Here is a 21,498-nt window from a genome sequence, read left to right as displayed (position 1 = left end):
GATGGCGCCACGGCGCCGATTGCCATGACACCAACCGATTCCCTCTTGAAGATGCGCAAGGCCGTGCCGGCCGACCTCCCGCTCGTCGTCGCCATGCTGGCCGACGACATGCTCGGCGCCGCGCGCGAACGACCCGGCGACATCGCCCTCTACGAAGCCGCGCTCCGGCGCATCGAGGCGCAGGACGGCAACCAGCTGCTGGTGGCCCAGCTGCCGGAGGGCGTGGTCGGCTGCCTCCAGCTCATCGTCATTCCCGGCCTGGGCCTGCAGGGCGCGCTGCGCGGGCAGATCGAGGGCGTTCGCGTGGCGTCGAGCCACCGCGGGCAGCGCATCGGCGAGCGGATGATCGCCCTGGCCGTCGAAGCGGCCCGGGCCGCGGGCTGCCGGGTGGTGCAGCTCACCACCGACAAGCGCCGCACCGACGCGCACCGCTTCTACGAGCGCCTGGGGTTCAAGGCCTCGCACGAAGGAATGAAGCTCGACCTGACCTGACCTGACCTGACCTGACCTGACCTGACCGGGCCGGGCCGGGCCGGGCCGGGCCGGGACGCTTCAGCCGTCGATGCCGCCCTGCGGCATCTGGCGCGCGTAGACCGCGAGCACGATGCGCTCGGAGTGGATCAGGTAGTCGTTGAGCGCCGCCGAGCCCTCGGCGAACTTGCCGGCCTCGATGAGCTCGAGCAACTGGGTGTTCATGTCCACATACGGTGCGTGCAGGAACTCCGGGTCCTTCAGCAGGCCGAAGGCCAGCCGCAGCTCGACCAGGATGTGCGCGAACAGGATGTTCAGCCGTTCGCTGTCGGCCAGCTCCACGATGCCCTTGTGGAACTCCATGTTGGCGGTGCCCACGCCGAGCCAGTCGCCGGCGTCGCGGCATTTCAGCGCCATCTCCACCGCCTCGCGCATGTGCTTCTTGGCCGGGTGGCGCGGGTAGGCCTGCGCCAGCGCCTGGCATTCGATGAGCCTGCGCACGCGGTAGATGTCGATGATCGACGCGATGCTGGGCACCGCCACGAACACGCCGCGGTTGGGCGCGTGCTTGAGCAGTCCTTCCTTGGTCAGCGTGCGGAAGACCTCGCGCAGGGTGTTGCGCGAAATCTCGAAGCTGTCGGCCAGCGCGGCTTCCGACAGCCGCTGCCCCGGCGAGAACTCGCCCTTCACGATCTTCTGCCGGATGAGCTCGGCGACCCGGTCGTTGAGCGTCTGCGTGCCGGCGGCTGGCGAAGCGGGAGAGGTCGGGGAAGCCAGTGAGGTCATGCCGGAAGTGGGAAAGAGGCGAAGGCCGCCGGAAAGCGCGGGAAGGCCGGTGGTTTTTAGCAGATTTCCCCCGGGGCGCCGCGCGCGCGGGGCCTGCGCCCTGTGCACCGGAAGCCGGCGAACTTAGGGTTTACATGGAGCCGGCTCGGCACCGTTGTTGGGCACACTCACCAAAATTGTTCAACAATTTCCGATAAATGAGTGATTCATATGTTTTCGATTGCTCATTCATTGGCACGAGGTTTGCGTTAAGCAAATGGCCGGCGCCCCCGCGCAAGGTGTCTCTGAATCCCAAAACGAAAGACCAACATGACTCCTGACATCCCTCATCTGTGGCCCTTGATCGGCGTGGCCGTGATCATTGCGGGCTTCATCCTGCGCTTCAATCCGATGCTGGTGGTGATCGTCACGGCCATCGTGACGGCGGCCGCCGCGGGCTTCGGCCCGATGGCCATCCTCACGGCCATCGGCAGCGGCTTCATCAAGACGCGCAACCTGCCGCTGATCATTCTTCTGCCGCTGGCCGTCATCGGCCTGCTCGAGCGCCACGGCCTGCGCCAGCATGCGCAGAACTGGATCAGCCGCATCAAGTCGGCCACCGCCGGCCGCCTGCTGATCGTCTACCTCGCCGCGCGCGAACTCACCGCCGCCGTCGGCCTGACCAGCCTGGGCGGCCACCCGCAGATGGTTCGCCCGCTGCTGGCGCCGATGGCCGAGGGCGCCACGGAAACGCGCTACGGCAAGCTGCCCGAGCGCCTGCGCCACAAGCTGCGCGCCTACGCCGCGGCCACCGACAACGTGGGCCTTTTCTTCGGCGAGGACATCTTCGTGGCCTTCGGCGCCATCGTGCTGATGAGCACCTTCCTGCACGAGGCCGGCATCGACGTGGAGCCGCTGCACATCGCGCTGTGGGGCATCCCGACGGCCATCGCCGCCTTCGTCATCCACGCCTGGCGCCTGCGCCGGCTCGACCAGTCGATCGCCCGCGAGATGGAAGGCGTGAAGCAGGAGCCGGCCGTGCCCGCCGTTGCCGCGCAGGAAGGCCGCTGATCATGATTCTCTCGATCCAGCACCTCTACATCCTGGTGGGCCTGATCCTGGCGATCACGGCCATCATGACGCTGACCGACCGCCAGCACCCCAAGCGCTACACCAGCGGCCTGTTCTGGGCGCTCTACGCGCTCGTGTTCCTGGTCGGCGACAAGCTGCCGCCGGCCTGGGTCGGCGTGGGCGCCGTCGCCATGGCCGTCATCGCCGGCATGCGCGGCGTGGGTGCGGGCAAGCACCGCGAGCCCTCGGCCACCGAGTACGCCGCCAGCGCAAAACGCCTGGGCAACAAGCTCTTCATGCCCGCCCTGGCCATTCCGCTGGTCACCGTGATCGGCACCGTGCTCATGAGCAAGGTGAAGATCGGCGACGCCTTCCTGCTCGACCCGAAGAACACCACGCTGGTGAGCCTGGGCGTGGGCTGCGTGGTGGCGCTGGCGCTGGCCTGCTGGCTGACGCGCGAGACCCCGGTGCAGGGCCTGCGCGAGTCGCGCCGCCTGACCGACGCGCTCGGCTGGGCCGTGGTGCTGCCGCAGATGCTCGGCATGCTGGGCCTGGTGTTCTCCGACGCGGGCGTGGGCAAGGCCGTGGCGTACATCACCACCAGCTACATCAACATGGACATCCGCTTCGTGGCGGTCGCCGTCTATGTGCTGGGCATGGCGCTGTTCACCATCATCATGGGCAACGGCTTCGCGGCCTTCCCGGTGATGACGGGCGGCGTGGGCGTGCCGGTGCTGGTGGGCGTGTACCACGGCGACCCGGCCGTGATGGCGGCGATCGGCATGTTCTCGGGCTACTGCGGCACGCTGATGACGCCGATGGCGGCCAACTTCAACATCGTGCCCGCGGCGCTGCTGGAGCTGCCCGACAAGAACGCGGTGATCAAGGTGCAGGTGCCGACCGCCGCCGCCCTGCTGGTGGTCAACATCTTCCTGATGTACTTCCTGATGTTCCGTTGAGGCGCCGCGCATGAGCTCCGTTTCCACCGCACCGCGCGTGCTGCTCGCGGGCTTCGAGCCCTTCGAGAACGATCCCGTCAACCCCGCGTGGGAGATCGCCCGCGCGCTCGACGGCTGGGCCTGCGAAGGCGCTGTGGTGCAGGCGGTGCAGCTGCCCTGCGTGTTCGGCCGCGCCATCGACACGCTCGACGCGGCGCTGGCGGACATCCATGCCACGGGCGCGGCGTTGCCGCTGGTGCTGTGCGTGGGCGCGGCGGGCGGGCGCACCGAGATCTCGATGGAGCGCGCCGCGCTGAACGTGGACGACGCGCGCATTCCCGACAACGCCGGCCGCCAGCCGATCGACGTCGAGGTGGTGGCCGGTGGGCCGGCGGCGTACTTCAGCTCGCTGCCCATCAAGGCCATGGTGCGCGACATGCGCGCGGCCGGGCTGCCCGCGGCGGTGTCGAACACTGCCGGCACCTTCGTGTGCAACCACATCTTCTATGCGCTGATGCACCGGCTCGCCACGCGGGCGGCACTCGCGCTCACGCGCGGCGGCTTCGTGCACGTGCCCTACCTGCCCGAGCAGGCTGCGCCCAAGCCCGGCGTGGCGAGCATGGCGCTGGCTGCGCAGGTCGAGGCCTTCCGCGTGGCGATCCGCACCGCGCTGACCGTGCGCGACGACGTGCGCGAGACCGCCGGCCGCCTGCACTGACCCTGCATTGACCCCTTGAGGCGTGCGCCACCGCACGCCGGAGACGAACACGATGAACATCGACCTGAACAGTGACCTCGGCGAGAGCCTGGGCGTGTGGCGCATGGGCGACGACGCCGCGATGCTGTCGCTCGTGAGCAGCGCCAACGTGGCCTGCGGCTTCCATGCCGGCGACCCGGCCGGCATCCTGCGCACGCTGCGACAGGCCAAGGAACGCGGCGTCGCGGTCGGCGCCCACGTGGCGTACCGCGACCTGGTGGGGTTCGGGCGCCGCAACATGGACGTGGAAAGCGCCGACCTGCGCGCCGACGTGATCTACCAGATCGGCGCGCTCCAGGGCCTGGCCGCGGCCGCCGGCACCACGGTGCGCTACGTGAAGCCGCACGGCGCGCTCTACAACACCATCGCCCACGACGAGCGCCAGGCGCGCGACGTGATCGCCGCCATCCGCGAAATAGACGCCAGCCTCGTGCTGGTGGCGCTCGCCGGCTCGCCGCTGCTGGGCTGGGCGCGTGGCGAGGGCCTGCGCGCCGTGGCCGAGGCGTTCGCCGACCGGGCCTACACGCCGAACGGCACGCTGGTGTCGCGGCGCGAATCCGGCGCGGTGCTGCACGATGCCGACCAGGTGGCCGAGCGCATGCTGCGCCTGGCCACCGACGGCGTGGTCACCGCCATCGACGGCAGCACGGTGCGCATCGAGGCCGAATCGGTCTGCGTGCACGGCGACAGTCCGGGCGCGGTCGAGATGGCGCGCCAGGTGCGCGCGCGGCTCGAGCAGTCTGGCGTGTCGATCCGCCCCTTCGTGGACGCTGCATGACGACGCCCATGCCCATGCGCTTCCTGCCCGTCAACCTGAATGCCATGCTCGTCGAGCTGGCCGACCTGCCGCAGACGCTGGCGCTGCTGGCCTCGCTGCGTGCCGAGCCGATCGCGGGCGTCGAGGAAATCGTGCCCGCCGCGCGCACGCTGCTCGTCGCCTTCCGCCCGGCAGCCATTGCCGCGGACGAGCTGGTGCGGCGCATCGGCCTGCGCAGCCTCGACGCGCGCGAGACGCGCATCGACAGGCGCATCGAGATCCCCGTGCGCTACGACGGCGAAGACCTCGCGGAGGTGGCGGGGCTGCTGGGCATCGCGCCCGAGGAAGTGGTGCGCCGCCACACGGGCAGCGACTACACGGTGGCCTTCACCGGTTTCGCGCCCGGCTTCGCCTACCTCTCCGGTGGCGACCCGAGCCTGAACGTGCCGCGCCGCAAGGTGCCGCGCACGCGCATTCCCGCTGGCGCGGTGGGGCTCGCGGGCAGCTTCAGCGGGGTGTACCCGCAGGCGAGCCCGGGGGGCTGGCAGATCATCGGGATCACCGACACGCCCATGTGGGACCTGTCGCGCGTGCCGCCCGCGTTGCCCGCGCTGCTGCAGCCGGGCGACACCGTGCGCTTCGTGGATGTCACGGCGCAGCCCCGCGCGACGCCCGTGGCTGCGGCGGTCTCGCCGTCGCCGTCGCCATTGCCATCGCCGACGCAGCCCGTTGCATCGGCCGGCGCCGGCGTTCTGGAGATTCGCGCGACTGGGCTCCAGGCCCTGCTGCAGGACGGCGGCCGCCATGGCCAGGCCAAGCAGGGCGTGTCCGCCTCCGGCGCGATGGACCGGCGCTCGCTGCAGGCCGCCAACCGCCTCGTCGGCAACGCATCGGATGCAGCCTGCATCGAGATTGCCTGCGGCGGCTTCCAGCTCGCCTGCCGCGGCGATGCGGTGGTGGCCATTGCCGGGGCCGACGGCCCTGTCACGCTCACCCGCGCCGACGGCGCGAAATGGCCGGTGCCGCGCCACCAGCCCATCGCGCTGGTCGATGGCGACGTGCTCGCAATCGGCGAGCCGCAGGCCGGCATCCGCAGCTACCTGGCGGTGCGCGGCGGCTTCGACGTGGCGCCGGTGCTCGGCAGCCTCTCGAGCGACACCCTCGCGCGCATCGGCCCGCCGGCGATTGCCGCGGGCGACCTGCTGCCGGTGCGCGCGGTGGAGGCTGGCGCCCCGGTGGGTGCGCCCGAAACGCCGCCGGACGGCCTGCCCACGGTGCACGAAGAGGTCGTGCTCGACATCGTGCCCGGCCCGCGCACCGACTGGTTCACGCCCGAGGCGCTCGAGCTGCTGTGCAGGCAGCCGTGGACGGTCACGCCGCAATCGAACCGCGTCGGCATCCGCCTGGCGGGCGAGGTACCCCTGGCCCGCGCCAACCACGCCGAGCTGCCGAGCGAAGGCACGGCCTACGGCGCGCTCCAGGTGCCGCCCAGCGGCCAGCCGGTGCTGTTCCTGGCCGACCACCCGCTGACCGGCGGCTACCCGGTGATCGCCTCCGTCGCCACCTACCACCTCGACCGCGCGGGGCAGATCCCTGTGAACGCCCGCGTCCGCTTCAACCCGATCGCCGCTCCCGGCCCTGTCGCGCCCAGCGCACCGTGAAAGCCTTCCGATGAAAAAACTCCTGATCGCCAACCGCGGCGAAATCGCCGTGCGCATCGCGCGCGCCTGTGCCGACCACGGCGTGCAATCGGTCGCGGTCTATGCCGATGCCGACCTGAACGCGCTGCATGCGCGCATGGCCGACGAGGCCTACGGGCTGGACGGCAACAAGCCCGCGGACACCTACCTGAACATCGCCAAGCTGCTCGCGGTGGCCAAGCGCGCCGGCGCCGATGCGGTGCACCCGGGCTACGGGTTCCTCTCGGAGAGCGCCGCGTTCGCGCAGGCCGTGATCGACGCGGGCCTCACGTGGGTCGGCCCTTCGCCCGCCGCCATCGCGACGCTGGGCGACAAGGTGCAGGCCCGCAAGCTCGCATTGAAGGTCGGCGCGCCGCTGGTCGAGGGCACGGCCGACCCGGTGAGCCATGCAGGCGAGGTGCTCGCCTTCGCCGAGAAGCACGGCCTGCCGGTGGCGATCAAGGCTGCGTTCGGCGGCGGCGGGCGCGGCATCAAGGTCGCGCGCCGGCTCGACGAGGTCGAGGGCCTCTACGAATCGGCGGTGCGCGAGGCAGTGACGGCGTTCGGGCGCGGCGAGTGCTACGTCGAGCAGTTCCTCGATCGCCCGCGCCACGTCGAGGCGCAGGTGCTGGCCGACACGCACGGCAACGTGGTGGTGCTCGGCACCCGCGACTGTTCGCTGCAGCGACGCAACCAGAAGCTGGTGGAGGAGGCGCCCGCGCCCTTCCTGAGCGACGAGCAGCGCGAACGCATCCACCAGGCCGCGCGCGACATCTGCACCGAGGCGCGCTACACCGGCGCCGGCACCGTCGAGTTCATGCTGAGCTCGAGCGGCGCGATCTCCTTCCTCGAGGTCAACACGCGCCTGCAGGTGGAGCACCCGGTGACGGAAGAAACGACGGGCATCGACCTGGTGATCGAGCAGCTGCGCATTGCCGAAGGCCTGCCGCTGTCGATCACCGAAACGCCCGCGCCGCGCGGCCACGCCTTCGAGTTCCGCATCAACGCGGAAGACGTGGGGCGCGGCTTCCTGCCGTCCCCCGGGCCGGTGACGCTGTTCGAGGCGCCCTCGGGCCCCGGCGTGCGCGTGGACGCCGGCGTCGATTCGGGCTCGCAGGTGCCGGGCACCTTCGACTCGCTGATGGCCAAGCTGATCGTCACCGGCGCCACGCGCGAACAGGCCATTGCACGGGCGCGCCGCGCGCTGAAGGAATTCCGCATCGAGGGCCTGCCCACGGTGCTGCCGTTTCACCGCGCGGTGATGACGCACCCGGACTTCGTCTCCGGCGATGCCTTCAAGGTGCACACGCGCTGGATCGAGACCGACTTCGCCAACGGCGAGGCGCCGGCCATGCGTCCCGATCCGCTGCCCGATGCCGCGCTGCTGCGCACGGCGATCGAGGTCGACGGCCGGCGGATGGCGCTGGGCCTGCCGGCCGTGCTGCTCGCCGGCCTGTCTTCGGTGGCGGCCGGCGGCTCCGCGCCGCAGGCCGAAGCCGCGGTGGCCGATGCCGCCGCCGTGGCCGCGCCCGTTTCGGGAACGCTGCAAGGCTGGAAGGTGGCCGACGGCGACGAGGTGGCCGAGGGCGCCGTCATCGCCGTGATGGAGGCGATGAAGATGGAGATGCAGGTCGTGGCGCACCGTGCCGGGCGCATTGCCTTTGCCGTGGCTGCGGGCGGCTACGTGGCGTCGGGCGCAACGCTCGCCACCATCGGCTGACGGACATGGGCCGTACTCGCGCGCCCATCGCGGGCTTGCCGTTCTGGCCGGACATGCCGGTCACCCGCCGCGCCTTCGGATCGCTGGCATGCGGCGCCGCGGTCGGATCCGTCGTGCCTTCTGCCTTCTCGGCGCCCGGCACCACCGCATGGCGGCTGGCCACGGGCTACCCGACGGAGAACTTCCACACCCTCAATCTCGTGGCCATGGCGCGGGACGTCGAGGCCGCCACCGGCGGGCGGTTGCGCATCGAGGTGCGCCCCGGCGGTTCGATGTTCGCGCTGAACGCCATCCGCGCGGCGGTGCAGGACGGCAAGGCCGAGTCCGGCGAAGCCATCATGAGCAGCATGGTGGCCGACGTGCCGATCGCGGGTGCCGACTCGGTGCCCTTCATCACCCAGAGCTACGACGACGCGCAAAGGCTGTGGCGCATCCAGCGCCCGCTGGTCGAGCGGGCCTTCGCGCAGCGCGGCCTTCGCGTGCTGCATGCGGTCGCCTGGCCGCCGCAGGGCCTGTATGCCAACCGGCCGCTCGGCGGCATGGCCGACCTGCGCGGCCTGCGCATGCGCGCCTACAACGCCACCACCGCGCGCATCGCCACGCTGGTGGGCGCGGTGCCGGTGGACGTGCCGGCCACCGGGCTCGACAAGGCGCTCGCCGAAGGCCGCATCGACTGCATGCTGACCTCGGCCGTGACCGGTGTCGAAAGCCGGGTCTGGCAGTCGATGCGCTTCTTCTACGACATCAACGCCTGGTTTCCCAAGAACCTCGTGTTCGCCAACGCGCAGGCCTGGGAGGCCCTGGCGCCGCCGCAGCGCGATGCGCTGGCCACGGCGAGCGCGGCTGCCGAGTCGCGCGGCTGGGCCGCCAGCGCCGCGGCCGCTGCGCGCTCGATGGACGAGCTGCGCCGCAACGGCGTCAGGGTCGAGCCGGTGCCCTATCTGTTCAGCCGCGACCTTCGCCGCCTGGGCGAGCACTTCTCGCTCGACTGGATCAAGCAGGTCGGTGTGGACGCCAACGCGATCTTCATCCCGTACTTCGACAGGCACTGAGGCGCCATGCCAAATGGCTGATGCAACGGCGCATCAGAATGGTTAACTTTTGTTTCAGCTTGCCGTATCATCTTCTGCGTTAACCCTGCATTCCCGAGCAAGACATCCATAAATCGCTTCAGGCATCGACGACGCAACGCAAGAGGGCAGGTCGAGGGAGGATGGCTCTCTGTGCAGTTCTTCTGTTCGATGATGGCCGGTGCGCAAGATGCAAAACGCGTGGATGGATGAAGAGAGGGGCAGGACCTTCACAGGGCCCGAGGGCGACGCGCAGGCGTTGCCGACGCCGGCGATGCCTGCCGAGCTGCGAGCGCTCAACAGCGCCTTCGCCACACTGACGCTCGACGCGCAGGGCCGGGTGCTCCGGGCCAACAACCACTTCCTGGACGCCTGGGGCTACCGGCTCGACGAGCTGAAGGGGCGCGAGCTGCTCGACATCAGCCCCGACGACGGCCTGTCGGGCAACCCGTCCTCGCTCTGGCGCGACGTCCTGCGCGGCGAGCGTCGCGTGGTGGAGCGCATGCGACTGCACAAGGACGGCGACACGCACTGGGTGCAGGCCTTCTACACACCGCTGGCGGACGCGGACGGCGTGGTGCGCCAGGTGGTCGAGATCTCCAACGACATCTCGTCGCGCGTGCTCAAGGCGGCCGACGACCGCGGGCAGATCCAGGCCATCAATGTGTCGCAGGCGGTGGTGGAGTTCGCCCTCGACGGCACGGTGCTCGATGCCAACGCGCGCTTTCTCGAAGCCATGGGCTACCGCCTGGACGAGGTGGCGGGGCGCCACCATCGCATGTTCGTCGACGCAGCCTATGCGGGGAGCGCCGAGTACGCCGGCTTCTGGGCCGCGCTGGCCAGCGGCAGGCACCATGCGGCGGAATACCGGCGGCTGGGCAAGGGTGGCCGCGACGTCTGGCTGCAGGCCACCTACAACCCGATCTTCGATCCCACGGGCCGTGTTCGGAAGGTGGTGAAGTACGCCACCGACATCACGCAGGAAAAGCTGCGCCAGGCCGACTTCCAGAGCCAGATCGTGGCCATCAACAAGTCGCAGGGCGTGATCACCTTCGCCGTGGACGGCACCATCCTCGACGCCAACCCGAACTTCCTCGCGGCCTTCGGCTACACGCTGGAGGAGATGGTGGGCCGGCACCACCGGATGCTGCTCGAACCCGGCGTGTCCGAGACACACGAGTACAAGGAGTTCTGGCGCACGCTGCGCGAGGGCAAGTTCGTGGCGGGGCGGCACAAGCGCATCGGCAAGGACGGCCGCGAGCTGTGGCTGCAGGCCTCGTACAACCCGGTGTACGACCTCGGCGGCAAGCTCACGCGCATCATCAAGTTCGCGAGCGATGTCACCTCCGACGTGGCGCTGGCCCAGGCCTTCGAGGACGCGCAGCGCCAGGCGCAGCACGACGCGGCCACCTCGCTGCCCAACCGCACGCGCCTGTCGGCCTTCATGGCCTCCGCGCTCACGCACCCCAAGGCGCGCCTGGCGCTGCTGTACCTGGACCTCGACCGCTTCAAGCCCATCAACGACACCTACGGCCATCCGGTGGGCGACAAGGTGCTCGGCGAGATCGCCGACCGGCTGCGCCGCTCGCTCAAGGCCGACCAGCTCGCCGCGCGCATCGGCGGCGACGAGTTCGTGATCGCCGCGCCCAATCTCACGGACGAGGAGCTCGATGCCTACTGCCAGCACCTGCTGCAGGCCATCGCGGCGCCGATCCGCAGCGACGTGGGCGACCTCGAGGTCGGCGTGTCGATCGGCGTGGCGGTGTCGCCGGCCGACGGCTCCACGCCCGACGAACTGCTGCGTGCTGCCGACACCGCGCTGTACCGCTCCAAGCACAACGGGCGGGGCACGTACTGCTTCTTCGCCAACGAGATGAACGATCGCGTGACGGCCAGCCGGCGCATGATCGAGGAGATGCGCCGCGGCATCGCGGCGGGCGAGTTCTACCTCGACTTCCAGCCGCGCTTCGACGCGCGCACGCAGTCGATCCGCAGCGCCGAGGCGCTGGTGCGCTGGGCGCATCCGCAGCGCGGCCGCATCGGCCCGGACGACTTCATTCCGCTCGCGGAAAAGAGCGGCCTGATCCTGCCGCTGGGCGACTGGGTGCTGCAGACCGCCTGCGAGGCCGCGGTGCAGTGGCCGGACATCGGCGTGTCGGTCAACGTGTCGCCGGTGCAGTTCCGAGACGGACGGCTGGTGCAGCGTGTGAAGGAAGTGCTCAGCGGCGCCGGTCTGGCGCCCGAGCGGCTGGAGATCGAGATCACCGAAGGCGTGCTGATGGACGACGCCGAGGGCGCGAGCGTGGTGCTGCGCGAGCTCAAGGACCTGGGCGTGCAGCTGGCCATCGACGACTTCGGCACCGGCTATGCGTCGCTGAGCTCGCTGCGCAGCTTTCCGTTCGACGTCATCAAGATCGATCGGCAGTTCATCGCCGACATCGAGCAGCGCGACGGCAGCCGCGACGTGGTCAAGGCGATCCTGGCGCTGGGCAAGGCACTGGGCCTGTCGGTCACGGCCGAAGGCGTGGAGACCGACGGCCAGCTGCAGACGCTGATCGAGGACCACTGCGCCGAGGTGCAGGGCTTCCTGCTGGGCCGCCCGATGACCGCGCCGAAGCTCATCGAGATGGTCGAGGACGTGCGCTGAGCGAGGCAACCGGCGCGGGCCGCGCGAGTCCCCCGGTGCTTCGGCGGGGCCTTCCGGCCCTGGAGGCAGCCCGGTTCGCGCCCCTTGCGCATAATTGACGCAAGCTATGACTCTCACCGAACTCAAATACATCGTCGCAGTGGCCCGCGAACGGCACTTCGGCAAGGCGGCCGAGGCCTGCTACGTTTCCCAGCCGACCCTCTCGGTCGCCATCAAGAAGCTCGAGGACGAGCTCGAGGTCAAGCTCTTCGAGCGCAGCGCCGGTGAGGTGACCGTCACGCCATTGGGCGAGCAGATCGTGCAGCAGGCGCAGAGCGTGCTCGACCAGGCCGCCAGCATCAAGGAGATCGCCAAGCGCGGCAAGGACCCGCTGGCCGGTCCGCTGAACCTGGGCGTGATCTACACCATCGGCCCCTACCTGCTGCCCGACCTCGTGCGCCAGGTGATCGCGCGCACGCCGCAGATGCCGCTGGTGCTGCAGGAGAACTTCACCGTCAAGCTGCTGGAGATGCTGCGCGCCGGCGAGATCGACTGCGCCATCATGGCCGAGCCCTTCCCCGACACCGGCCTGGCGATGGCGCCGCTGTACGACGAGCCCTTCATGGCCGCGCTGCCCAACAAGCACAAGTTCGCCGACCGCGAATCGATCACCTCCGAGGAACTGCAGAGCGAGACCATGCTGCTGCTGGGCACGGGCCACTGCTTTCGCGACCACGTGCTCGAGGTGTGCCCCGAGTTCGCGCGCTTCTCCAGCAATGCCGAAGGCATCCGCAAGAGTTTCGAGGGCTCTTCGCTCGAGACCATCAAGCACATGGTGGCCTCGGGCATGGGCGTGACGCTGGTGCCGCGGCTGTCGGTGCCTGCCGATGCGCTCAAGCCCAAGGTGAAGGGCCGCAAGGAGCCCGAGCAGATGGTGCGCTACCTGCCTGTGCGCGACGCGCAGGACCGCGACCCGCCCACGCGCCGCGTGGTGCTCGCATGGCGCCGCACCTTCACGCGCTACGAGGCCATCGCCGCGCTGCGCAACGCGATCTATGCGTGCGAGTTGCCCGGCGTCAAACGCCTGTCGTAGAGGGCATTTCGAGGAATCGGCCTACGCCCGGGCCGTTTTGAATCGTTCATCGCTGAGATAGAGTGGCGCTGTTGCGAAGCCGTCCGGCGGCTTCGAGAATCCGGTGTCCCCTCCAACTTGAAGAAAGAGCTCTCGCCATGGCCAAAGCCCCGAAGAAATCGTCGCCTGCTTCCTCCGCCGGCAAGGTGCCCAAGAAGGGCGGTGCGGTGGTCGCCCAGGAATCCGGCAGCCGCAACGCGCCCATCATCAACATCGGCATCGAGCGCCAGGACCGCGCCGCCATTGCCGAGGGCCTGAGCCGCGTGCTTGCCGACACCTACACGCTGTACCTCACCACGCACAACTTCCACTGGAACGTGACGGGCCCGCATTTCAACTCGCTGCATGCGATGTTCATGGGTCAGTACACCGAGCTGTGGGGCGCGACCGACGTGCTGGCAGAGCGCATCCGCGCGCTCGGTCACTACGCGCCGGGCTCGTACGCCGAGTTCAGCAAGATCGCCACCGTGCCCGACGTGCCGCAGAACCCGCCCAAGGCGATGGAGATGGTGCGCATCCTGGTGAAGGGCCACGAGACCGTGTCGCGCATCGCGCGCGAGTTCATTCCCGTGGCCGAGGAGGCCGGCGACGACCCGACGGCCGACATGCTGACGGCGCGTTGCACGGTGCACGACCAGACCGCCTGGATGCTGCGATCGCTGCTCGAAGACTGAGCACGCGCCAGTCCTTCACATCCATCGGGAGCGGCACAATAGCCGCTCTTTTTTTGCCTGCCGCATGCTCGCCCGTCGTTTCGCGCTCTACCTCGACCTGATCCGCTGGAGCCGTCCCGCGGGATGGCTGCTCCTGCTGTGGCCCACGCTCGGGGCGCTCTGGTTCGCGGCGGGCGGCTGGCCCGGCTGGCACCTGCTGGCGGTGTTCACGCTCGGCACCATCCTCATGCGCAGCGCGGGGTGCTGCATCAACGACGTGGCCGACCGCGACTTCGATCGCCACGTCAAGCGCACCGCGCGACGCCCCGTGACCAGCGGCGCCGTCTCCGTGAAGGAGGCGCTGGGGCTCGGGGCCGTGCTCGCGCTGGCGGCCTTCGGGCTGGTGCTCACGACCAACCGCCTCACGGTGACGTGGTCGTTCGCGGCCCTGGCCATCACGCTGATCTACCCCTTCGCCAAGCGCTTCGTCTCGATCCCGCAGGCGGTGCTGGGCATCGCCTTCAGCTTCGGGATTCCGATGGCCTTCGCGGCGGTGCAGTCCGCCGTGCCGATGCTCGCGGCGTGGCTGCTGGTGGGCAACCTGTTCTGGGTGCTGGCCTACGACACCGAGTACGCGATGGTCGACCGCGACGACGACCTGAAGATCGGCATGAAGACTTCCGCCATCACCTTCGGTCGCTTCGACGTGGCGGCGGTGATGGCGAGCTACGCGATCTTCCTGGCCATCTGGGGCTGGGCCGGCGCGGCGCATGGGCTGGGGCTGCTGTTCTACGCCGGCATTGCCGTTGCGGGTGCGCAGGCCGTGTGGCATTGGCGGCTGATCCGCGAACGCACGCGCGATGGCTGCTTCAGGGCGTTCACCCTGAACCATTGGCTGGGCTTCACGGTGTTCGCCGGCATCGTGGCCGGCTACGCAATGCGTTGAAGGGAGTCGCTCGCATGCTGGAACGTCTGCGCCAGAAGGTCGGGCACGAGGGCTTCTCCGGCTGGCATTGCATCACGCAGGAGATGGTCGAGAGCTACTCGGCGCTGTCGGGCGATGGCGAAGGCGAGTGGATCCACCTCGACCCCGAACGCGCCTCGCGCGAGGCAGGCTACGGCGGCACCATCGTGCAGGGCTTTTTCCAGGTCTCGCACCTGATCCGGCTGACCGGCGAAGCCATGCGCACGCTGCTGCCCTTCGACTCCAACCACGCGCTGAACTACGGCTTCGACCGCCTGCGCTTCGTGCGGCCGATGCCGGTGGGCGCGCGCTTCAGGGCGCGGGTGCGCATCATGGACGTCACGCCCAAGCCCGACGAGAGCTTTCTGCTGAAGGAGGAAGTGCTGCTCGAACTGGAGGACGGCACCGTCACGTTGGCCGCCGAGTGGCTCTTCTTCCTCGGGCCGCGCGCGCTGCCGCCGGCCTGAGATCAGCCGCGGCCGAATTCCTCGCCGAGTTCGGCCGCGCGCTTCTGCGCGGCGCGGATCGCGGTCTTGAACTGCGCCTTCACGTCGGCCTGCTGCAGCGAGGTGATGGCCGCGTAGGTCGTGCCGCCTTTCGACGTGACGCGCTCGCGCAGCACCGACGGTGGCTCGGTGGCGCTGTGCGCCAGTGCCGAGGCGCCGGTGAAGGTGCCGATCGCCAGCCGCTGGGCCTGGTCGGGCGTGAGGCCCATCTCGACGCCGGCTTCGGTCATCGCCTCGATGAAATAGAAGACATAGGCCGGGCCCGAGCCGGACATCGCGGTCACCGCGTCGAGCGCCGGTTCGGCGTCGACCCAGATCAGTTCGCCGGTGGGTGCCAGCAGCTGGGCGACGGTGGAGCGGTCGGCGCTCGGCACGCCGGGGCGCGCGAACAGGCCGGTCATGCCCTTGCCCACGAGCGCGGGCGTGTTGGGCATGGCGCGCACCACGCGCTCCGTGCCCAGCCAGCGGGCGATGCTGTCCGACGGGATGCCTGCGGCCACGCTCAGGTGCAGTGCGTCGCCTGCGAATTCGCGCACCGGACGGGCGGCTTCGGCGAAGGCCTGGGGCTTGACCGCCCAGACCACCACGCCGCAGCGCGACAGCGCATCGCCGGCCGCAGGCTGCGCTGCAATGCCGAACGACTGGGACAGTTTGGCGCGGGCTTCCTCGAAAGGCTCGACCACCTCGAAGGCGTCCGCCGGCGTGCCTTGCTGGATCAGGCCGCCGATGATGGCGCTCGCCATGTTGCCGCCGCCGATGAAGGCGACGGGCGGGAGCGGCGCGGGGCCGGTGCGGGGGAGGAAGGTCACGGCGATGGTCATGGTCGGCTGGCTCGGTCGGTGTATTCGAATGCGACGAACTGGGTCACTTGAAGCGGATTGAAATTGTCGTCGCTCACGACCACCAGCATGCGCCTGCCGTCGGGCAGGGGAGGCCCCCAGCACATGCCCTCGGTGTTGTCGAGGCGGGACAGTCCGAGCGCGGCGAAATCGGCCACCAGGGTCTTGGCCGCGGGGCGGTGGTTGCCGCCTGCCAGCGCTTCGACGGCCAGGACGTCGCTGGCCGCGCGGGTGTCGATCTCGTACAGGCGCAGCGAGTTGCCCCTGCCGGTGGCATAGGCGCGCTCCAGCACCAGCATGCGGTCGGCGTCGAGCATGAGGATGTCGCTCACGCCGTTGTCTGCGTAGCTGCCCGGAATCAGCGGGCGCAGCGGGATCGCATCGGGCACATAGGCGATCTGGCGGTCGGGCTGCCCGGTCTCGAGGTCGATCCGGGTGAAGCGACACGGTCCGCCGGCCGCGCCGATGGTGGGCTCCGGGCCGTCCTGCATCAGGGCGTTCTCCATGCCGAGCCAGGCGAAGCGGCTGTCGGGAGTGAGGGCGAGGCCTTCCAACGTCAGGTTGTCGCGCGGCCCGCGGCCCTTCGCGGCGTCGGGCTGGAACATCGCCGGCATGGCGTATTCCCGCAGGAAGCGGCCGTCGCGCGCCGATTCGTACAGCGCCGGACCGAAGCCACGGACAACGTCCCCTTCGCTGGTCCAGAGCAAGGTGTTGGTCGTGGAGCGCAGCCGCAGGGCTTCGGGGTCGGGCACGGGCAGGCCGTCGGCCGCGTGGCGCCGGTTCGGCCAGGCGCCGCCGCCGGGGCGTTGCAGTTGCACCACGCCGGTCGGCTCGGGCTGAGCGGCCTGCGGGTGAGGCCAGCGGGCGACATACATCCGGACTGGCGCAAGGTCCGATCGGTCGTCGCTAATGAGCAGGTACTCACCTCGGATCGGATCGAAGTCGATGCCGGAGAGGCCGCCCGCCGTGGTGCCCCCTATAAGAAGACGGTGTGGCCAGCGCGCTTCGGCGATGCGCCGCAGGCGGCCTGGGGCTGCTTGAGGCCCTGGTGTTGCGCTCCCGCAACCGGCCAGGCCCATGGCCAGCAGGCCGGCTGCGCCCATGCCGCCCGCAAACAGGCGCCGCCGCCGGGGTTGAAAGAGTGGGGAAGAAAAGAGGTGTTTCACAGGCTCGCGCACGCCCGGAGTCTAGTGGCAGCGCGAGATGGTGTAATAGGGCCGTTGACATCGGCATTCGTGCGTGCCACAATCGCGGGCTTCGCTTCCAAAAGGCGAAGCTTTCAGCCCAAAGCGGAAGTGCCCCGAGTGGTTCGGGGTATGGACGACGGGCCCAAGACTGACCGCGGTGTCTCCCTCCTGGAGGCTCATCGGTACAAGTTGGGAATATCAAGAAATGATCCAAACTGAATCCCGGCTCGAAGTGGCCGACAACACGGGCGCGAAATCCGTCCTGTGTATCAAGGTGCTCGGTGGCTCCAAGCGGCGTTATGCCAGCGTGGGCGACGTCATCAAGGTGAGCATCAAGGAAGCCGCTCCGCGTGGTCGCGTCAAGAAGGGCGAGATCTACAGCGCAGTGGTGGTCCGCACTGCCAAGGGCATCCGTCGCGCCGACGGTTCGCTCGTCAAGTTCGACGGCAACGCAGCAGTGTTGCTCAACGCCAAGCTGGAGCCTATCGGCACCCGCATCTTCGGACCGGTCACGCGCGAACTGCGCACCGAGAAGTTCATGAAGATCGTGTCGCTGGCACCCGAAGTTCTGTAAGGACACAACGCCATGAACAAGATTCGCAAAGGCGACCAGGTCATCGTGTTGGCCGGCCGCGACAAGGGCAAGCGAGGCACCGTTTCGCTGCGCAAGGACGATTCGCACGTGATCGTCGACGGCATCAACCTCGTCAAGAAGCACACCAAGCCGAACCCCCTCAAGGGCACGACCGGTGGCATCGTCGAGAAGGCAATGCCCATTCACCAGTCCAACGTGGCGATCTTCAATGCGGCGACCGGCAAGGCCGATCGCGTCGGCATCAAGATCACCCAGGGTGCCGACGGCAAGCGCGTGGCTGTTCGCGTCTTCAAGTCGAGCGGCGACGAAATCAAGATCGCCTAAGAGGTACTCACATGGCACGTCTCCAACAACACTATCGCGAGAAGATCGCGAAAGACCTGACGGAAAAGTTCGGCTACACGTCGCCGATGCAGGTTCCGCGCCTCACCAAGATCACCCTGAACATGGGCGTGGGTGAAGCTGTCGCCGACAAGAAGGTTCTCGACAACGCTGTCGCCGACCTGACGAAGATCGCTGGCCAGAAGCCCGTGGTCACCAAGTCGAAGAAGGCCATCGCCGGTTTCAAGATCCGCGAAAACCAGCCCATCGGCTGCATGGTCACGCTGCGTGGCGTGCACATGTACGAGTTCCTGGACCGTTTCGTGACCATCGCGCTGCCGCGCGTTCGCGACTTCCGCGGCATTTCCGGCCGTGCGTTCGATGGCCGTGGCAACTACAACATCGGCGTCAAGGAACAGATCATTTTCCCCGAGATCGAGTACGACAAGGTCGACGCCCTGCGCGGTCTCAATATCAGCATCACGACGACGGCCAAGACCGACGAAGAAGCCAAGGCGCTTCTCGCTGGTTTCCGTTTCCCGTTCAAGAACTGAGGTGACCTGTGGCTAAAGCATCTTTGATCCAGCGCGAACTCAAGCGCGACAAGCTGGTTGCCAAGTTCGCCGCGAAGCACGCGGAACTGAAGGCAGCTTCCAACGACGTGAAGAAGAGCGACGAAGAGCGCGCTGCTGCACGCCTGGCGCTGCAGAAGCTGCCGCGCAACGCGAATCCGACGCGTCAACGCAACCGTTGCGAAATCACCGGTCGCCCGCGTGGCACCTTCCGTCAATTCGGTCTGGCCCGCGCCAAGATCCGCGAACTGGCTTTCAACGGCGACATCCCCGGTGTCACCAAGGCCAGCTGGTAAGCCAGGCAGGAGCAAACAACATGAGCATGAGTGATCCCATTGCCGACCTGCTGACGCGTATCCGTAACGCGCAGATGGTGGCGAAGCCCACCGTGTCGGTCCCGTCTTCCAAGGTGAAGATCGCGATCGCACAAGTCCTGAAGGACGAGGGCTACATCGACGGCTTCCAGGTCAAGACCGAAGCCGGCAAGAGCGAACTTGAAATCTCGCTGAAGTACTACGCTGGTCGCCCGGTCATCGAGCGCATCGAGCGCGTGAGCCGTCCCGGCCTGCGCGTCTACAAGGCCAGCGCGTCCATCCCGCAAGTCCAGAACGGCCTCGGCGTTGCGATCGTCACGACCCCCAAGGGCGTGATGACCGACCGCAAGGCTCGCGCCTCCGGTGTCGGCGGCGAAGTTCTGTGCTACGTCGCCTAACCGAGACATCGAGGAGTCACTGAAATGTCCCGAGTAGGAAAAATGCCGATCACCATCCCCGCAGGCGTGGATGTGTCGATCAAGGAAGACCAGATCAGCGTCAAGGGCACGGGCGGCACGCTCAGCCTTGCGCGCAATGCTCTGGTGAAAATTGCCAACAACGACGGCAAGCTGAGCTTCGAACCCGCCAACGAATCGCGTGAAGCGAACGCGATGAGCGGCACGGTGCGCCAGCTCGTGAACAACATGGTCGTCGGTGTCACCAAGGGCTTCGAGAAGAAGCTCAACCTGATCGGCGTCGGCTACAAGGCCGCCGCGACGGGCGCCAAGCTGAACCTGCAAGTCGGTTACTCGCACCCGGTCAACATCGACATGCCGCAAGGCATCACGGTGACGACTGCGACCCCGACCGAAGTCGTGATCAAGGGTGCTGACCGTCAGCGCGTTGGTCAAATCGCCGCCGAGATCCGCGCTATCCGTCCGCCAGAGCCCTACAAGGGCAAGGGCATCCGCTATGCGGACGAGAAGATCGTGATCAAAGAGACCAAGAAGAAGTAAGGGGCAGCAAAATGATGTTGACCAAAAAAGCACAGCGTCTTCGCCGCTCGCGCCAGACCCGCATTCGCATCGCGACGCAGGGCGTGGCCCGTCTGACGGTGAACCGCACCAACCTGCACATCTACGCGACCGTCATCTCCGACGACGGCTCCAAGGTGATTGCAACCGCATCGACGGCAGAAGCCGAAGTGCGTACCTCGCTCGGCGGTTCGGGCAAGGGTGGCAATGCTGCCGCCGCCACCGCTGTCGGCAAGCGCATCGCTGAGAAGGCGAAGGCGGCCGGCGTCGAGAAGGTCGCTTTCGACCGCGCAGGTTTCGCATACCACGGCCGCGTCAAGGCGCTGGCCGAGGCCGCCCGCGAAGCCGGCCTGCAGTTCTAACCGGACACGAGATTCAAAATGGCAAAGATTCAGGCAAGAACGCAGAACGAAGGCCCCGAGGACGGTTTGCGCGAGAAGATGATCGCGATCAACCGCGTCACCAAGGTGGTGAAGGGTGGTCGTATCCTCGGTTTCGCAGCACTCACCGTGGTCGGTGACGGCGATGGCCGCGTCGGCATGGGCAAGGGCAAGTCGAAGGAAGTGCCCGCTGCAGTGCAGAAGGCCATGGAAGAAGCGCGTCGCAACCTGCTGAAGGTTTCGATCAAGAATGGCACGCTGCATCACCAGGTGCAAGGCCATCACGGCGCTTCGACGGTCGTGATGTACCCGGCCCCCAAGGGTACCGGCATCATCGCCGGCGGTCCGATGCGCGCCGTGTTCGAAGTGATGGGTATCACCGACATCGTGGCCAAGAGCCACGGTTCGTCGAACCCCTACAACATGGTTCGCGCCACGCTCGACGGGTTGAAGAACTCGACGACCGCGGGTGAAGTGGCTGCCAAGCGCGGTCTGACCGTCGAAGAAATCTTCGCTTAAGCGCAAGCTTTCACGAGCCTGCAGGAAGCATTCAAATGACGCAACAACAAACCCTCAAGGTGCAATTGGTCAAGAGCCCGATTGGCACCAAGGAATCGCATCGCGCGACCGTGCGCGGCCTCGGCCTGCGCAAGCTCAACAGCGTGAGCGAGCTGCAAGACACGCCCGCAGTGCGCGGCATGATCAACAAGATCAGTTATCTGGTCAAAGTTCTGTAAGAGAGACTGATATGGAACTCAATGGCATCAAGCCGGCGGATGGCGCCAAGCACGCCAAGCGCCGCGTCGGCCGCGGTATCGGTTCCGGCCTGGGCAAGACTTCGGGTCGCGGCCACAAGGGCCAGAAGTCGCGCGCAGGCGGTTTCCACAAGGTCGGCTTCGAAGGCGGTCAAATGCCGCTGCAGCGTCGCCTGCCGAAGCGTGGTTTCAAGTCGCACCTGCTGAAGTTCAACGCCGAAGTCACGCTGACTGCGCTCGAGCAGCTCGGCCTGGCCGAAGTTGACATCCTGGCACTGAAGCAAGCCGGCCTCGTTGGCCAGCTGGCCAAGGTTGTCAAGGTCGTCAAGACCGGTGAGCTCACCAAGGCCGTCAAGCTGACGGGCGTGGGTGCTACCGCTGGCGCCAAGGCTGCAATCGAAGCAGCTGGCGGCAGCATCGCCTGATCACCATCGGACTGAAAGAAGTTCTTC

At 68.1% G+C, this 21,498-nt stretch carries 26 protein-coding genes; 23 read left to right on the top strand and 3 right to left on the bottom strand.

Features of this window, described 5'->3' with window-relative positions; all coding sequences use genetic code 11:
* Positions 1–24 precede the first annotated feature (24 nt).
* Positions 25–492 carry a GNAT family N-acetyltransferase gene (locus tag AACL56_RS01225; RefSeq protein ID WP_339088018.1) on the top strand — a complete coding sequence of 156 codons (468 nt, stop codon included), beginning with the start codon at positions 25–27 and terminating at the stop codon, positions 490–492.
* Between the two features lie 60 nt (positions 493–552).
* Here AACL56_RS01225 and AACL56_RS01220 read toward each other — a convergent pair whose 3' ends face one another.
* Positions 553–1,257, bottom strand: coding sequence for a GntR family transcriptional regulator (locus AACL56_RS01220; RefSeq protein WP_339088017.1), 705 nt, complete (start codon positions 1,255–1,257; stop codon positions 553–555).
* A gap of 309 nt (positions 1,258–1,566) precedes the next feature.
* Here AACL56_RS01220 and AACL56_RS01215 point away from each other — a divergent pair, with 309 nt between their 5' ends.
* The 12 genes from AACL56_RS01215 to AACL56_RS01160 all read left to right on the top strand — a co-directional run bounded on the left by AACL56_RS01215 (position 1,567) and on the right by AACL56_RS01160 (position 15,070).
* A complete protein-coding gene (locus AACL56_RS01215) occupies positions 1,567–2,307 on the top strand; it encodes a DUF969 domain-containing protein (RefSeq protein WP_339088016.1) in 741 nt (246 codons plus the stop codon).
* Between the two features lie 2 nt (positions 2,308–2,309).
* Positions 2,310–3,266 (top strand): DUF979 domain-containing protein, encoded by a 957-nt coding sequence (locus tag AACL56_RS01210; protein ID WP_339088015.1) that lies wholly within the window; start codon positions 2,310–2,312, stop codon positions 3,264–3,266.
* Positions 3,267–3,276: 10 nt separating this feature from the next.
* Positions 3,277–3,963: a pyroglutamyl-peptidase I gene (pcp, locus tag AACL56_RS01205; RefSeq protein ID WP_339088014.1), complete on the top strand. Its 687-nt coding sequence runs from the start codon at positions 3,277–3,279 to the stop codon at positions 3,961–3,963.
* 52 nt (positions 3,964–4,015) lie between these two features.
* Positions 4,016–4,780 carry a LamB/YcsF family protein gene (locus tag AACL56_RS01200; RefSeq protein WP_339088013.1) on the top strand — a complete coding sequence of 255 codons (765 nt, stop codon included), beginning with the start codon at positions 4,016–4,018 and terminating at the stop codon, positions 4,778–4,780.
* A 14-nt stretch (positions 4,781–4,794) separates the two neighbouring features.
* A complete protein-coding gene (locus AACL56_RS01195) occupies positions 4,795–6,420 on the top strand; it encodes a 5-oxoprolinase/urea amidolyase family protein (protein WP_339092778.1) in 1,626 nt (541 codons plus the stop codon).
* Between the two features lie 10 nt (positions 6,421–6,430).
* Positions 6,431–8,158 carry an acetyl/propionyl/methylcrotonyl-CoA carboxylase subunit alpha gene (locus AACL56_RS01190; RefSeq protein ID WP_339088012.1) on the top strand — a complete coding sequence of 576 codons (1,728 nt, stop codon included), beginning with the start codon at positions 6,431–6,433 and terminating at the stop codon, positions 8,156–8,158.
* A 5-nt stretch (positions 8,159–8,163) separates the two neighbouring features.
* Complete coding sequence (locus tag AACL56_RS01185) at positions 8,164–9,210, top strand: TRAP transporter substrate-binding protein (protein ID WP_339088011.1); 1,047 nt, start codon at positions 8,164–8,166, stop codon at positions 9,208–9,210.
* A 223-nt stretch (positions 9,211–9,433) separates the two neighbouring features.
* The gene (locus AACL56_RS01180; protein ID WP_339088010.1) at positions 9,434–11,875 is read left to right on the top strand and encodes a sensor domain-containing protein; all 2,442 of its coding nucleotides are present in this window, start codon (positions 9,434–9,436) and stop codon (positions 11,873–11,875) included.
* Between the two features lie 106 nt (positions 11,876–11,981).
* Positions 11,982–12,947 carry a LysR substrate-binding domain-containing protein gene (locus tag AACL56_RS01175; protein WP_339088009.1) on the top strand — a complete coding sequence of 322 codons (966 nt, stop codon included), beginning with the start codon at positions 11,982–11,984 and terminating at the stop codon, positions 12,945–12,947.
* A gap of 137 nt (positions 12,948–13,084) precedes the next feature.
* The gene (locus tag AACL56_RS01170; protein WP_339088008.1) at positions 13,085–13,660 is read left to right on the top strand and encodes a Dps family protein; all 576 of its coding nucleotides are present in this window, start codon (positions 13,085–13,087) and stop codon (positions 13,658–13,660) included.
* 64 nt (positions 13,661–13,724) lie between these two features.
* Positions 13,725–14,585, top strand: coding sequence for a 4-hydroxybenzoate octaprenyltransferase (gene ubiA, locus AACL56_RS01165; protein ID WP_339088007.1), 861 nt, complete (start codon positions 13,725–13,727; stop codon positions 14,583–14,585).
* A 14-nt stretch (positions 14,586–14,599) separates the two neighbouring features.
* Entirely contained in the window at positions 14,600–15,070 is a 471-nt protein-coding gene (locus tag AACL56_RS01160; protein WP_339088006.1) for a MaoC/PaaZ C-terminal domain-containing protein, read from the top strand.
* 2 nt (positions 15,071–15,072) lie between these two features.
* Here AACL56_RS01160 and proC read toward each other — a convergent pair whose 3' ends face one another.
* Positions 15,073–15,930 (bottom strand): pyrroline-5-carboxylate reductase, encoded by an 858-nt coding sequence (proC, locus tag AACL56_RS01155; RefSeq protein ID WP_339088005.1) that lies wholly within the window; start codon positions 15,928–15,930, stop codon positions 15,073–15,075.
* Entirely contained in the window at positions 15,927–17,051 is a 1,125-nt protein-coding gene (locus tag AACL56_RS01150) for an esterase-like activity of phytase family protein (RefSeq protein WP_339092777.1), read from the bottom strand. Before AACL56_RS01150 ends, proC begins: the two co-directional genes overlap by 4 nt.
* A 289-nt stretch (positions 17,052–17,340) precedes the next feature.
* Here AACL56_RS01150 and rplN point away from each other — a divergent pair, with 289 nt between their 5' ends.
* Genes rplN through rplO form a run of 10 tightly spaced genes read left to right on the top strand, consistent with a single transcriptional unit; the run spans position 17,341 to position 21,471 of the window.
* The gene (gene rplN / locus AACL56_RS01145; protein ID WP_009124801.1) at positions 17,341–17,709 is read left to right on the top strand and encodes a 50S ribosomal protein L14; all 369 of its coding nucleotides are present in this window, start codon (positions 17,341–17,343) and stop codon (positions 17,707–17,709) included.
* A 12-nt stretch (positions 17,710–17,721) separates the two neighbouring features.
* On the top strand, positions 17,722–18,054 hold the full coding sequence (rplX, locus tag AACL56_RS01140; RefSeq protein WP_339088004.1) for a 50S ribosomal protein L24: 333 nt from the start codon (positions 17,722–17,724) through the stop codon (positions 18,052–18,054).
* An 11-nt stretch (positions 18,055–18,065) separates the two neighbouring features.
* The gene (gene rplE / locus AACL56_RS01135) at positions 18,066–18,605 is read left to right on the top strand and encodes a 50S ribosomal protein L5 (protein ID WP_093196100.1); all 540 of its coding nucleotides are present in this window, start codon (positions 18,066–18,068) and stop codon (positions 18,603–18,605) included.
* Between the two features lie 8 nt (positions 18,606–18,613).
* Entirely contained in the window at positions 18,614–18,919 is a 306-nt protein-coding gene (gene rpsN / locus AACL56_RS01130; RefSeq protein ID WP_339088003.1) for a 30S ribosomal protein S14, read from the top strand.
* A gap of 20 nt (positions 18,920–18,939) precedes the next feature.
* A complete protein-coding gene (gene rpsH / locus AACL56_RS01125) occupies positions 18,940–19,335 on the top strand; it encodes a 30S ribosomal protein S8 (RefSeq protein ID WP_081267428.1) in 396 nt (131 codons plus the stop codon).
* A 24-nt stretch (positions 19,336–19,359) separates the two neighbouring features.
* A complete protein-coding gene (gene rplF / locus AACL56_RS01120) occupies positions 19,360–19,893 on the top strand; it encodes a 50S ribosomal protein L6 (RefSeq protein ID WP_339088002.1) in 534 nt (177 codons plus the stop codon).
* A gap of 14 nt (positions 19,894–19,907) precedes the next feature.
* Positions 19,908–20,273: a 50S ribosomal protein L18 gene (gene rplR, locus AACL56_RS01115; RefSeq protein ID WP_081267539.1), complete on the top strand. Its 366-nt coding sequence runs from the start codon at positions 19,908–19,910 to the stop codon at positions 20,271–20,273.
* 18 nt (positions 20,274–20,291) lie between these two features.
* On the top strand, positions 20,292–20,810 hold the full coding sequence (rpsE, locus tag AACL56_RS01110; RefSeq protein WP_339088001.1) for a 30S ribosomal protein S5: 519 nt from the start codon (positions 20,292–20,294) through the stop codon (positions 20,808–20,810).
* A 35-nt stretch (positions 20,811–20,845) separates the two neighbouring features.
* Positions 20,846–21,028 carry a 50S ribosomal protein L30 gene (gene rpmD, locus AACL56_RS01105; protein WP_019653974.1) on the top strand — a complete coding sequence of 61 codons (183 nt, stop codon included), beginning with the start codon at positions 20,846–20,848 and terminating at the stop codon, positions 21,026–21,028.
* A gap of 11 nt (positions 21,029–21,039) precedes the next feature.
* Positions 21,040–21,471 (top strand): 50S ribosomal protein L15, encoded by a 432-nt coding sequence (gene rplO, locus AACL56_RS01100; protein ID WP_019653975.1) that lies wholly within the window; start codon positions 21,040–21,042, stop codon positions 21,469–21,471.
* Positions 21,472–21,498: the final 27 nt, after the last annotated feature.

The organism is Variovorax paradoxus (assembly GCF_902712855.1).
Classification (GTDB): Bacteria; Pseudomonadota; Gammaproteobacteria; order Burkholderiales; family Burkholderiaceae_C; genus Variovorax; species Variovorax paradoxus_Q.
The sequence above is the reverse complement of the archived record's forward strand: the minus strand, read 5'-3'. Positions and strand labels throughout refer to the sequence as shown.